Annotated in this window: 6 protein-coding genes; all 6 read left to right on the plus strand. The window is 44.1% G+C overall.

The genetic code is table 11. From position 1 onward, the window contains the following. The first annotated feature begins 13 nt into the window (after positions 1-13). The gene (locus tag CLIN57ABFB40_RS02795; protein WP_175628785.1) at positions 14-3,334 is read left to right on the plus strand and encodes a SusC/RagA family TonB-linked outer membrane protein; all 3,321 of its coding nucleotides are present in this window, start codon (positions 14-16) and stop codon (positions 3,332-3,334) included. Positions 3,335-3,352: 18 nt separating this feature from the next. Continuing rightward, entirely contained in the window at positions 3,353-5,197 is a 1,845-nt protein-coding gene (locus CLIN57ABFB40_RS02800) for a RagB/SusD family nutrient uptake outer membrane protein (RefSeq protein WP_175628786.1), read from the plus strand. A 45-nt stretch (positions 5,198-5,242) separates the two neighbouring features. After that, entirely contained in the window at positions 5,243-7,087 is a 1,845-nt protein-coding gene (locus CLIN57ABFB40_RS02805; protein ID WP_175628787.1) for a DUF5006 domain-containing protein, read from the plus strand. Positions 7,088-7,289: 202 nt separating this feature from the next. Beyond that, a complete protein-coding gene (locus CLIN57ABFB40_RS02810) occupies positions 7,290-8,873 on the plus strand; it encodes a sulfatase (protein ID WP_175628788.1) in 1,584 nt (527 codons plus the stop codon). 21 nt (positions 8,874-8,894) lie between these two features. Beyond that, entirely contained in the window at positions 8,895-11,219 is a 2,325-nt protein-coding gene (locus CLIN57ABFB40_RS02815; protein ID WP_175628789.1) for a glycoside hydrolase family 20 protein, read from the plus strand. Between the two features lie 29 nt (positions 11,220-11,248). Next, positions 11,249-14,323, plus strand: coding sequence for a glycoside hydrolase family 2 TIM barrel-domain containing protein (locus tag CLIN57ABFB40_RS02820; protein WP_175628790.1), 3,075 nt, complete (start codon positions 11,249-11,251; stop codon positions 14,321-14,323). Positions 14,324-14,407 lie beyond the last annotated feature (84 nt).

Here is a 14,407-nt window from a genome sequence, read left to right on the forward strand (position 1 = left end):
CAAATACAATATTATGGAAAAAAAGAAGTTCATGCGAGTACAGAAATTTTTGATTCTGTTTCTGATACTCCTGCTATCATTTCCTTTGAGTGCGTTGGCACAGCAACAAATGATAAAAGGACAGGTGGTAGATGATAAAGGTGAAACCATTATCGGTGCTACAGTGATGGTGAAAGGTTCTAAAGATGGGACGCTGACTGACATTGACGGTAACTTTTCCGTGAAAGGGAAAGTAGGTAACACATTGGTTATTTCTTATGTCGGTTTTACTCCCCTTGAAATAAAGGTGACAAAAGCAGAAGGCAATCGATTTACGTTAAAAGAGGATACAAAAGTATTGGATGAAGTGGTAGTAGTAGGTATGGACAAACAGAAGCGAAGCACCATCACGGCGGCGGTGGCTACTGTAGGTTCCGATGCTATTGTCAACCGTCCGGTCACTGACCTCACGAGTGCCCTTCAGGGTAACGTAGCCGGTTTAAACTTCTCTTCTGATGCGGTTGCTAATGGTGTAGGTGGTGAGACCGGTGCCGAAATTAAATTCAATATTCGTGGTATCGGTTCTATCAATGGAGGCAAGCCTTATGTACTAGTAGACGGAGTGGAGCAAAGTCTGCAGAACGTGAATCCTGCCGACATCGAAACCATCAGTGTATTGAAAGATGCTTCTTCTGCTGCCGTTTATGGTGCACGTGCCGCCTATGGTGTGGTTATCGTCACTACCAAAAGTGGTAAAAAGGAAAAAACACGTATATCTTACAGTGGTACTGTAGGATTCAGTTCTCCTATTAATATGCCCCAAATGATGAATTCCATTGAATTTGCCAATTATCTGAACGAACGAGATGATAACGATGGAGTAAAACACTCGATTCCTGATGCGCTCATCGAAAAGATGCAGGGCTTTATGGAGAATCCTTATTCGGAAAAGTTCCCGGGCATAGGACCTAATGCGGGCGGTACCGGTTGGGCAGGTTCTAAAGATGCTGTGTATGCCAATACCGACTGGTATGATTACTACTTTAAAAAAGCTTCCATCCGCCATTCTCATAATCTGAGCGTAACGGGAGGTTCTGATAAATTTAATTATTACGTGGGTTTGGGATATATTTACCAAGAAGGATTACTGGATCAAGTAGACGATAACTTGAGTAAGTACAATGTAAACTCGAAGTTTCAGATCCAAGCCAATAAATGGTTGAAGTTTAATTTCAATAATAACCTTTCACTGAATATACTGAAGCGTCCGATGGCTAACCAGACCATTTTTTATGGAACTATCGGAAGCAGCTTTCCGAATTCTCCGACCCATCTTCCTGTAAAGTCGGAATATAATGACAATTCCGAATACCGTTATCTGAAACAATCGCATTATGTGCAGAACAGAATTTCTGATGCGATGTCGTTTGCCGCTACGATTACTCCGCTGGAAGGGTGGGATATTGTAGGTGAAATGAAAGTACGCTTCGATGTGGAAAACAATGACTTCAAACGCGGATATCCTACTGCCGAAAAACCTGACGGAACGTTGGATATAAGCAAGGGAACCAAACAGGGATATCAATATCCGGGCATGAACTGGAAAAACTCAAATTGGGGCTCTTATACACGCGGTAATACATTCAACTACTACCTGTCTCCAAACGTATCATCATCCTACACACATGCTTGGGGCGACCACTTCTTTAAGGCGATGGCGGGTTTCCAGATGGAACTGCAAGAAAATTCGAATGGTTATACTTATAAAGACGGATTGCTGACTAGTGATATATTCTCTTTTGTGAATGCTAACGGGCAAGTATTGGCAGGTGAAGACCGGACGCATTGGGCTACAATGGGTATGTACGCTAAACTGAATTGGAATTACAAGGAGATTTATTTTCTGGAATTCAGTGGACGTTATGACGGTTCTTCCCGTTTTGCTCCGGGAAATCGCTGGGGATTGTTCCCCTCTTTTTCAGCCGGTTATGACATTTCTCGTACCGACTATTTCAAAGCGCTGAATCTGCCGGTTTCTCAATTGAAAGTACGTGTTTCTTACGGTCGCTTGGGTAATCAGAACGGAGCGGGACTCTACGATTACCTCGGGATTCAGAGTTTGACCTCCGATTCACCTAATGCTTGGCTGTTACCCGGTGTGCAAGCTACTCCTCAAAAAGGAACTTTAGCCACTACGCCTAAGATGATCAGTTCGTATATTACGTGGGAGAAGGTAGACAATGCCAACTTAGGTCTCGACTTGATGTTGTTGGATAACAGATTGTCTGTTACTGCTGATATCTATCAGCGTACCACACGCGACATGATTGGTCCTGCTGAAGCTATTCCGAATCTCGGAGGTATTAGTACGGCTGACCGTGCGAAAGTCAATAACGCTACTTTGCGAAATCGTGGTTGGGAATTGTCTGTAAACTGGCAGGACCAGCTAAAATGTGGCTTTAGCTATGGCATAGGATTCAATGTATTCAATTACAAAGCTGTTGTCACCAAATATAATAATTCGGAGGGGTTGATATACAACAATCATACCGGTTTGGCAACTAATAAAGGATATTATGAAGGAATGGACATAGGTGAAATTTGGGGATATGAAGCGAATGATCTTTTTCTGTCCAATCGCGAAGTGGACGCATATCTCAGACTAGTAGATCTTAGTTTCTTTAAGTCCGGCGATAAGTGGCAACGAGGCGACTTGAAATACATTGATTCCGACGGTGACGGTAAAGTGGACCCGGGTAAGGGTACATTGGCCGACCATGGTGATTTGAAAATTATCGGTAATGCTACTCCCAAATACAGTTTCGGTATCAATCTAAACGTAGGATATAAGGGATTTGAAATATCCACTTTACTACAAGGAGTTGCCAAGAGAGATTTTCCGATGGCCGCCAGTACTTACCTATTCGGTGGTAAAGAATGGTTCAAAGAGCATCTCGATTATTTCAGCACCGAGAATCCTAATGGATATTTACCTCGATTGACAACTGATACTCAGACTACGAGTGCCAATACGGGATATAATACTACCCGCTATATGCTGAATGCGGCATATATGCGTATGAAGAATTTGACAGTATCTTATACTTTTAAGCCTCAATTGTTGAAGAATATTGGACTAAGTAACCTGAAAGTATACTTTACATGCGATAACCTGTTTACCATCAGTAAACTGCCGAATCAGTTTGATCCGGAAACCCTTAATCAGGTGAACACGTGGGCAGGCGGAAGTAACGCGGCTGCTCCGGGACTTACCTCGGCTCAAAATCAGAATGGTAACGGAAAGGTGTATCCGATGAACCGTAATTTCGTGTTTGGACTTGATTTTACATTTTAATTAAAGAGGAACGCTATCATGAAAAATAAAATAATTATCCTGACTGTTTTTGCAGGCTTACTGTTGTCGGCGTGTTCCGACTATTTGGACCGTAAACCCTATACGCAGCCTAACAATGAAGATTTCCTGAAGACCAGAGAGAATGTGGAAAGCTATATAAATAATTTGTATACTTCTCTGCCGGCTCCGGCTCAATATGGTATTGGTGTCAGAGGAGAAGAGGTGAATAGTGACAATATCCTTTCGGAAAAGTATGATATGCGCCTGAATGGAGAGAATAATCAATTCAGTGGCTCTGACGATTGGAATAAAGGTTATAAAAACTTGCGTATGGTGAATTACTTTTTCCATTATTACGCAGTTTCCGAGGTGGACGAAACGGACGAAGTGCTTTCATTGAGAGGGGAAGCGTATTTCTTCCGTGCTTATTGGCACTTCTATCTGCTCACACGTTTTGGTAATATTCCCATTATGGATGATTTCTGGGACGGTAATGCTACATTGGGTGGTTTACAAATTCCTGCGACAAAACGTGCGGATGCAGCCCGTTTTATCCTGAACGATTTGAAAGCGGCTATTGGATTGATACCGGAGGCTCGTGCTAATTTACATTCCCGTAGTAAATACAGTGGATTGCGTGTCAACAGAGAAACGGCCATGATTCTGGCTATGCGAGTTGCTTTGTACGAAGGTTCGTGGGAGAAGTATCACAAGGGAACTGATTTTGCAACGGAAGATAACTCTGAAGAGTTTTTTAAGGAAGTGATGAATTGGGGAGATCAATATTTGTTCCCGGCCGGACTGACTTTGCATATGACAGCGACCAATCCGAAAGCTACCAATATAGATGACGCTTTTTCGGAGCTATTCAATTCAAACGATCTTTCCAACATTAGCGAAGTGACTTTTTGGAAAAAATATTCAATAGCTGATGGTGTGTTCAATACAGTTACTCAACAGCTTAGCGGTGGAGTAACAGATAATGTGAAGCCTTCGGGACTATCCAAGTCTTTGGTGGATAATTTTCTGAATGTGGATGGTACGCCGGTTGATCCGACCGATGAAAAGTATAAGGACTTTAATGAGATATTTAAAGAACGTGACGGAAGACTTTTGGCTATGGTGATGCATACTGGTTGTAAGTTCAAGTCTAATAGCTTGATGAATGTGAGAGTGTATGACGAGACAGGGACCGAAGCAGAACAAAAGGAAAAGAATAAAGATATTTCATCTCCACGCTTGAATGGGGATGGTATTTACAAGAACGTGACCGGGTTCCATACTCGCCTTGGCATTGATACGACCTATGTAACCGGCAATTGTGAAACAGCTCATGTCATGTTCCGCTATGCCGAAGGATTGCTTTGTTATGCTGAAGCCGCTGCCGAATTGGGGCAGTATAACGATAACGTGGCAGAGAAAACATTAAAGCCATTGCGTCAAAGAGCCGGTGTGGCCTATGTTACTCCGGTGGCTGATCCTCACTTCCCTTTCCAAGGCCTGCCGCCGGCAGTGCAGGAGGTACGTCGGGAAAGACGCTCAGAGCTGTCTCTGCAAGGTTTTCGTTTGGATGACCTGATGCGTTGGAGGGTAGCCGGAACGTTGAAAAGTGTGGAAGGACGTGGGCGTGGTGCTTATTTGGGCAAAGACGGTGTGCTTTATCTGAGCTTTTCGCCTGCATTGCGGAAAGAAGGACTGAATCATGTACTGACAGATAATGAAGGATGGATGGATCCGTTGAAAGAGTACTTGCCTGAAGGCTACAAGTTTAATGAAGATCGTGATTACTTGTTACCCATACCACCGGATGAGATCCAGATGGACCATGAGCTGAATCAGAATCCGGGATGGCCGACTAAGTAAGGGAACTGAATAAAATTCATTTATGATAATTAGATAGATAAAGATATGAAGAACGTATTATATAAAATATTTCCGATATGCTTGTTGGCCATGGGGTTGACTGGGTGTGAGGAAGAAACGAAATACCATCCTCTACCGGAAATCGTGCCATTAACGATGAGCATTAATGACAACGCATTTGCGATGGGCGAACACTTGAAAGTGAATATTAATGTGGAACCGGATGCTGATGGCAAGGAGGTTGTAGCAAATGAAGATTTTGATATTTACTTTACGGCGAAAGCCGGAGCAGAGGATGCTTCGAATGTATTCGAACAGTTCAATGGAATCGTTACTTTTCCGAAGGGGGAGAAACAGATTCAGGTGGATTTTCCGGTAAAGGCATCCGGACTGACGGGTAGTACTGCTATAAACTTTACGGCTTTTGCCCGTGGTTATAAGATGGAAGGCTCCAGTCAGATTATCAAGGTCTCCGATTATTATCGGATAATGGCATCTTTGGAGAACAATGCGGAGAATGTAGTAATGGAAGGTGGTAAGTTTGTATTAATTGCAAAGATTGAAAAACCAAGTTCCGTACCTCTTAATATGAAAATTACTCCGAAAGAAGGGGAAGGAGATAGGTATGAAAATTTACCGTCTACATTAACAATTCCTGCAGGACGAACTTCAGTAAAAAGTGATGCTGTGATTATTAAACAGGATTTTGAAATGACAGGGGATTTGCAACTGGTATTGAATCTGGAGAGTGATTCTCCAGCGAATCCGATGATAAATTCTACTCTGACTATAACTATGACTGATTTGGAATCTATGGGAGATCCTAATCTGTTTGATATAACGAAGGTGTATGAATTCCCGGATAGACCGTTTATGTCTGATAAAAATAAAACAGCAATTGAAAGTTGGTTTACGGGAGATAAAATAGCTATGAATAAGAATAGCGCTCATCCCACTTCGGCTTTGAAAGATAAAGATTGGGTATTATGCAATGCGATAGAGTTCCATTATATTAATAGTAGTTTTAGTGGTGGAAGTAACGCCCCTAATGCTTTCGGACATCGTATTTCTTGGGCTTTTTCTAATATTAATGATGGACCGTCACAGAAAATACAAGCTGTGAATAATGCAAAATGTACAAATATAACCAATGAAGGTATTTTAAATATGTGGGTAGATAAAAATGTTCAGGGGACTGGTGTTATGACAGCTACCAAAGAGTACGGTGTCGCTGCATTGCAATGTTCTAAATTTGGTGGTATTTTTGCCCCACAACATACTCGGTTCTTCCCTGGTATAAGAATTGAAGTGAAGGCGCGTTTGAGAGGAATACGGACTGGGTTTGTTCCGACAATCGGACTTAAAAATCAGAAAAATTCCCTTCCGAACGCGAAAGATGAGATTGATATTCTCAAGAACACTCAAGGTTCTGTAATTACTCAGGCTGTAACTGTTGATAATGAGATAGGTTCAAAGAGTGTAGCAATACCTCAAGTGAATGAATGGAATATATATTGGGTGGAACTTGTGGATGAAAATATAATCAATTTAGGTATTAATGGAGCAACCAATCTGACCGTTAATCGTACACAATCTCCTGACAGGTGGCCATTCGATAAGGCTGGGACTCCTGCTACTGCTAATCCTGATCCTGCTACTGCTGCCGGTGGCAGTGCCGGTCTCTACTTCTTTATGAGATTGGCTGAAAGCTCGGAACGGGCTGCTGGTAAAGCACCTGAAGGTTGGGATAATGTACTGAAAGGTATTGCCAATTGTGAAACGGATGATAATACGCCTCGAATGGAAATTGATTGGATTCGTATCTATACAAATAAGAATTATGTACAGACTGACGCTGAAAAAGTCTGGGATAATCAGTTATTTTATTAATGCTATCTTTTTCAATTAGCTTTCAATAGTGTGAAATGAATTTTATGCCGGAAGCTATCGTTAGAAGGCGATATACTTCCGGCTATTTATTGGCCAATCATACAGAAATGGAGATTATTGGAAATTAATTGGTAATTTGTGGAAGCTGATTTTGCCTTCCGTTCGCTATCTTTGCTGCTACTATCTAATATAAAATTGTTTTATGGAAAAACTGCACTCAAATTTATTCTTCCCTTTGGCAGGAGTAACTGCCTTAGCTTCCCTTGCTTCCTGTTCAAACAAGCAAAAGCCTGCGGAGCAGAAACCTTTGAATATCGTCTACATAATGACGGACGATCACACAGCGCAGATGATGAGCTGTTACGACACGCGCTACATGGAAACACCGAATCTCGACCGCATTGCTGCCGACGGCGTACGTTTTACTCAAAGTTTTGTAGCCAATTCTTTAAGCGGTCCCAGCCGTGCCTGCATGATAACGGGAAAACATAGCTGTGCCAATAAATTCTACGATAACACTACTTGTGTATTCGACAGTTCGCAACAGACTTTCCCGAAGCTGTTGCAGAAAATCGGTTATCAGACAGCGTTGGTGGGTAAATGGCATCTTGAAAGCTTGCCTTCCGGCTTTGATTACTGGCAAATTGTCCCTGGACAAGGCGACTACTACAATCCGGATTTCATCACACAAAACAATGACACTATCCAAAAACATGGATACATCACGAATCTTATCACCGATGATGCAATCGACTGGATAGAAAATAAGCGCAGCCCGGAGAAACCTTTCTGCCTTTTGATTCATCACAAGGCGATTCACCGTAATTGGTTGGCGGATACTTGCAACCTGGCTTTGTACGAGGATAAGACCTTCCCGCTACCCGACAACTTCTTTGACGACTACGAAGGACGTCCCGCCGCTGCCGCACAAGAAATGAGCATCGTAAAGGACATGGACATGATTTATGACCTCAAAATGCTTCGTCCCGATAAAAAGTCCCGTTTGAAATCCTTGTATGAGAAATACATCGGCCGCATGGACGAAGCGCAACGTGCCGCATGGGACAAATTCTACACTCCGATTATAGACGATTTCTATAAACAGAACCTTCAAGGCAAAGACCTTGCCAACTGGAAATTCCAGCGCTATATGCGCGACTATATGAAGACCGTGAAATCACTGGACGACAATGTAGGCCGTGTACTCGACTACCTGAAAGAGAAAGGCTTGCTGGATAACACACTCGTAGTCTACACTTCCGACCAGGGATTCTATATGGGCGAACACGGTTGGTTCGACAAACGTTTCATGTACGAAGAATCCATGCGCACACCGCTTATCATGCGTCTGCCGAAAGGGTTCGACCGCCGAGGTGACATCACAGAAATGGTACAGAACATCGACTATGCACCTACCTTCCTCGAATTGGCAGGAGCAGAGATTCCTTCCGATATTCAAGGTGTATCCCTTGTCCCCTTGCTGAAAGGCGAACATCCGAAAGACTGGCGGAAAGCTCTCTACTATCATTTCTACGAATACCCCGCCGAACACATGGTGAAACGTCATTACGGCGTACGTACAGACCGCTATAAACTGATTCATTTCTATAATGACATCAACTGGTGGGAACTTTACGACCTGCAGGCAGACCCGTCGGAAATGCATAACCTTTACGGACAGCCTGAATATGAACCGGTAGTGAAAGAACTGAAAGAAGAAATGCTGAAACTTCAGGAGCAATATAATGACCCTGTCCGCTTCTCACCGGAGAGAGACAAGGAATAAATCCAACGTACATCATACACCATGAAAAAATACATCTTAATCATCCTTGCACTGCTTTCGCCGCTGACAGCGTTCCTGCAAGCTGATAACTTAACATCCCCTTTGATTTCAATAGTTCCACGCCCGGCGCAAATTGTGCCGGGCAGTGGCAACTTCACCTTTTCTGCGAAAACGGCATTCGCTGTCGAAAATCAGGAACAAGCCACAATTGCCCGTAATTTTATCAATCTGTTTACCCATGCTGCCGGAATAACTCCTGCATTGAATGTCGGCAGCAAAGAAGGACAAGTCCGTTTTGTGACGGATTCTTCTTTAAAAACCGAAGCATATCTGCTGGAGATTACACCGGAACAGATACTTATTAAAGCTTCGGATACAAAAGGCTTTTTCTATGCCCTGCAATCTGTCCGCCAACTTCTGCCTGCTGCCATAGAATCAGAACAACCGGTACAGAATATCGTTTGGAGCGTTCCCGCAATGACAGTTCAGGATGAACCCCGTTTCGGTTTCAGAGGATTACTTTTAGACCCGGTACGTTGCTTTATTCCTAAAGAGAACGTCTTGCGAATCATCGACTGTATGGCGATGCTGAAAATAAACAAGCTTCATTTTCATCTGACGGATGATAACGGCTGGCGGATTGAAATAAAGAAATATCCCCGTTTGACAGAAGTAGGAGCGTGGAGAGTAGACCGTACAGATGTACCTTTCCACTCACGCCGTAACCCGAAGCGTGGGGAACCTACTCCGATAGGCGGTTTCTATACGCAGGATGAGATTCGGGAGATAGTGGCTTATGCCGCCGACAGGCAGATTGAAGTAATTCCCGAAATAGATGTACCCGCACACAGTAACTCCGCTTTGGCTGCCTACCCCCAACTTGCCTGCCCGGTTGTGAAAGACTTTATCGGTGTGCTTCCCGGACTGGGAGGACGGAATTCCGAAATAATCTATTGTGCGGGAAACGACAGCGTATTTACATTCCTGCAAGATGTATTCGACGAAGTTCTGGCACTTTTTCCTTCCCGCTATATTCACGTCGGAGGAGATGAAGCGCGAAAGACGAATTGGGAGAAATGCCCGCTTTGTCAGAAACGGATGAAAAAGCAGCATTTGGCGGATGAAGAAGATTTGCAGGGTTACTTTATGAAACGTATCAGTGATTATCTGCGTAAAAAAGGTCGCGAAGTGATTGGCTGGGATGAGTTGACAAACAGCTCTTTTCTTCCCGAAGAATCCATTATTCTCGGTTGGCAGGGAATGGGAACGGCTGCCCTGAAAGCTGCCGAAAAGGGACATCGTTTTATCATGACTCCGGCACGCATCATGTATCTGATTCGCTATCAGGGACCGCAATGGTTTGAACCGGTAACCTATTTCGGAAACAACACACTGAAAGATGTTTTTGATTACGAACCGGTACAGAAGGATTGGAAACCGGAATACGAGTCTTTGTTAATGGGAGTACAGGCTTGTATGTGGACGGAATTCTGCAATAAGCCGGAAGACGTGGAGTATCTTTTGTTCCCTCGCCTGGCTGCTTTGGCAGAGGTGGCATGGACGCCTGCAGATACAAAAGACTGGTCCGGATTCTTGAAACGAATGGACGCATACAACGCCCATATTGCTGAAAAAGGGATTATCTACGCCCGCTCAATGTATAACATACAGCAGACGGTGACTCCGGTGGACGGACATCTGGAAGTGAACCTGGAATGTCTCCGCCCGGACGTGGAAATTCACTATACGCTGAATGGCAGTAATCCGGCTATGTCCTCTCATCGTTATGAAGGACCTATCCGTGTGACGAAGACACAAATGGTGAAGGCGGCTACCTTTATGAACGGCAAGCAAATGGGAGAAACACTGGACTTGCAGCTCACATGGAACAAAGCCACGGCAAAACCTCTGCTTGGCAATAAGAAGAATGAAATGTTATTGGTCAACGGATTGCGGGGAAGCCTGAAGTATACGGATTCTGAATGGTGCAACTGGAATCGGAATGATTCTATATCTTTCACGATAGATTTGCTTGATAAGGAGAAAATGAATAAATTTACCATTGGTTGCATTACGAATTATGGAATGGGAGCGCATAAACCGAAGATGATTCGCGTAGAGGTTTCCGATGACAACCGGGCATACCGTGCCATAGGGGAGTTGAATTTCTCTTTGGAAGAAATCTATCAGGAAGGAACTTACAGAAATGACTACTCGATAGATATGGGCAGAGTATCTGCCCGTTATGTCCGGGTGACGGCGGAAGGAGCGGGGATTTGTCCCGCAGAACATGTCCGTCCCGACCAGGAAGCGAGAGTCTATTTTGATGAGGTTATTATAGAATAGTAGTCAAGCAGTTAACAACAATAACAATTATGAACATCAGCTTAAAGAAACGAACTTTTTTAATCTTATTGGCAGGACTGACTGCATCTTTCACTTCGGCACAGAAGCAAGTATTGCCCGAATGGCAAAGCCAGTATGCGGTAGGACTGAACAAACTCGCCCCTCATACCTACGTATGGTCTTATGCCAATGCTTCCGATATTGAAAAGCCGGGAGGATACGAACAGTCTCCTTTTTATATGACCCTGAATGGGAAATGGAAATTCCATTGGGTGAAGAATCCCGATAACCGTCCGAAAGATTTTTATCAGCCTTCTTATTATACCGGAGGTTGGGCGGACATCAACGTTCCCGGCAACTGGGAACGTCAGGGTTATGGCACAGCTATCTATGTCAACGAGACATATGAATTTGATGACAAAATGTTCAACTTCAAAAAGAATCCGCCGCTGGTTCCTCATGCGGAGAATGAAGTCGGTTCCTATCGTCGCACATTCAAAGTGCCTGCTGATTGGAAAGGCCGTCGTGTAGTACTTTGTTGCGAAGGTGTAATCTCTTTCTATTATGTATGGGTGAACGGGAAACTGCTCGGATATAATCAAGGCTCGAAAACAAATGCCGAATGGGATATTACCGATGTATTGAACGACGGAGAGAATGTAGTGGCTTTGGAAGTGTACCGCTGGAGTTCGGGCGCTTATCTCGAATGTCAGGATATGTGGCGTTTGAGCGGTATCGAACGGGATGTTTACCTATATAGCACTCCCAAACAGTACATTGCCGACTATAAATTGAACGCTTCTTTGGATAAGGAACAATACAAAGACGGTATCTTCGGACTGGAAGTAACCGTAGAAGGACCTTCCGCTACCGCCAGCTCTGTCGCTTACACATTGAAAGATGCTTCGGGCAAGGTAGTCTTACAGGATGCTATCCAAATAAAATCCCGTGGATTGAGCAATTTCATCGTATTTGATGAAAAGAAGATTCCGAATGTGAAGGCTTGGAGTGCGGAGCATCCTAATCTTTATACATTGGTGCTCGAACTGAAAGACGCTCAAGGCAAAGTCACCGAACTGACCGGATGCGAAGCCGGTTTCCGCACTCCGGAAATCAAAGACGGACGTTTCTGTATCAATGGTGTTCCGGTACTGGTGAAGGGAACCAACCGTCATGAACACTCACAACTCGGACGTACGGTAAGCAAGGAACTGATGGAACTGGACATCAAACTGATGAAACAGCATAACATCAATCTGGTTCGGAACTCGCATTATCCTACTCATCCTTACTGGTATCAGCTTTGCGACCGTTACGGACTGTATATGATTGATGAAGCAAACATCGAATCTCACGGAATGGGTTACGGCCCTGCTTCTCTTGCCAAAGACAGTACTTGGCTGCCGGCACACATGGACCGTACGCACCGTATGTACGAACGTTCCAAGAATCATCCCGCCATTGTTATCTGGTCACTCGGGAACGAAGCCGGCAACGGTATCAACTTCGAACGTACCTACGACTGGCTGAAATCAGTAGAAAAGACACGCCCCGTGCAGTACGAACGTGCCGAACTGAATTACAATACGGACATTTACTGCCGCATGTACCGCAGTGTGGACGATATCAAAGCATATGTGGCAAAGAAAGACATCTACCGTCCTTTCATCCTATGTGAATATCTACATGCAATGGGCAACAGTTGCGGCGGGCTGCAAGAATACTGGGACGTTTTCGAAAACGAACCGATGGCACAAGGCGGTAGTGTCTGGGATTGGGTAGACCAGTCTTTCCGTGAAATAGACAAGAACGGAAAATGGTACTGGACTTACGGCGGTGACTATGGTCCGGAAGGAATCCCCAGCTTCGGCAGCTTCTGCTGTAACGGTCTGGTAGGCGCCGACCGTGAACCGCATCCGCATCTGCTTGAAGTAAAGAAAGTCTATCAAAACATAAAGACGACATTACTTGACCGGAGGAACATGAAACTTCGTATCAAAAACTGGTACGATTTCTCTAACTTGAACGAATATATATTCCATTGGAATGTTATAACGGATAGCGGGGAAAGATTGGCAGAAGGTACAAATGTATTGGATTGCGAACCACACTCTACAATAGATATACAGTTGGGTAATGTGATTCTCTCGAAAAAGGACTGTGAAGCTTATCTGAATATTAGCTGGACCCGAAAGGACGATTCTCCGATGATAGCTAAAGACTGGGAAGTGGCTTATGATCAGTTTGTGCTTCCCGGATATAAGAACTCCACGGCTCATCGTCCGCAAAAAGCAGGTGAGACTACCTTTAACGTTGATAAGGAAACGGGAGCACTGTCTTCTTTAAGCCTAGATGGCAAGGAGTTGCTTTCTACTCCGCTCACATTGAGCCTTTTCCGTCCGGCTACGGATAATGATAACCGTGATAAGAACGGCGCGCGCCTATGGCGTAAAGCAGGACTGGACAACATAACCCAAAAAGTCGTTTCACTGAAAGAGGGCAAGAACTCGACAACCGCCCGTGTGGAAATACTCAATGCGAAAGGACAGAAGATTGGTATGGCTGACTTTATTTATGCACTGGATAAGAACGGTGCATTGAAAGTGAGTACCACTTTTGAGCCGGATACAGCCATTGTGAAATCAATGGCACGCCTGGGATTAACATTCCGTGTAGCTGACACTTACGACCAGGTTTCCTATTTGGGACGCGGTGATAACGAAACGTATGTCGACCGTGACCAATCCGGTAAAATCGGTCTGTATCAGACAACTCCCGAATGTATGTTCCATTATTATGTCGCTCCGCAATCTACGGGCAACCGGACTGATGTACGTTGGGCGAAGTTTACGAACCACTCCGGGGAAGGTGTTTTTGTCGAGTCAAATCGTGCTTTCCAGTTTAGTATCATTCCTTTCTCAGATGTATTATTAGAGAAAGCGCGTCATATCAATGACCTGGAACGCGACGGAATGCACACAGTGCACCTGGATGCAGAGCAGGCAGGTGTGGGAACGGCTACTTGCGGTCCCGGTGTGTTGCCGCAATATCTGGTTCCATTGAAGAAACAAAGTTTTGAATTCACCCTTTATCCGATAAAATGAGTTTAGAAACGATAGGCTGTTAGATTATATAATATAGGTGCGGATTTCACATTTTCTCTGAATATTGTCAGAAATATTCTGTTA

Origin of the sequence: Bacteroides acidifaciens (genome assembly GCF_903181435.1) — a bacterium.
Classification (GTDB): Bacteria; Bacteroidota; Bacteroidia; order Bacteroidales; family Bacteroidaceae; genus Bacteroides.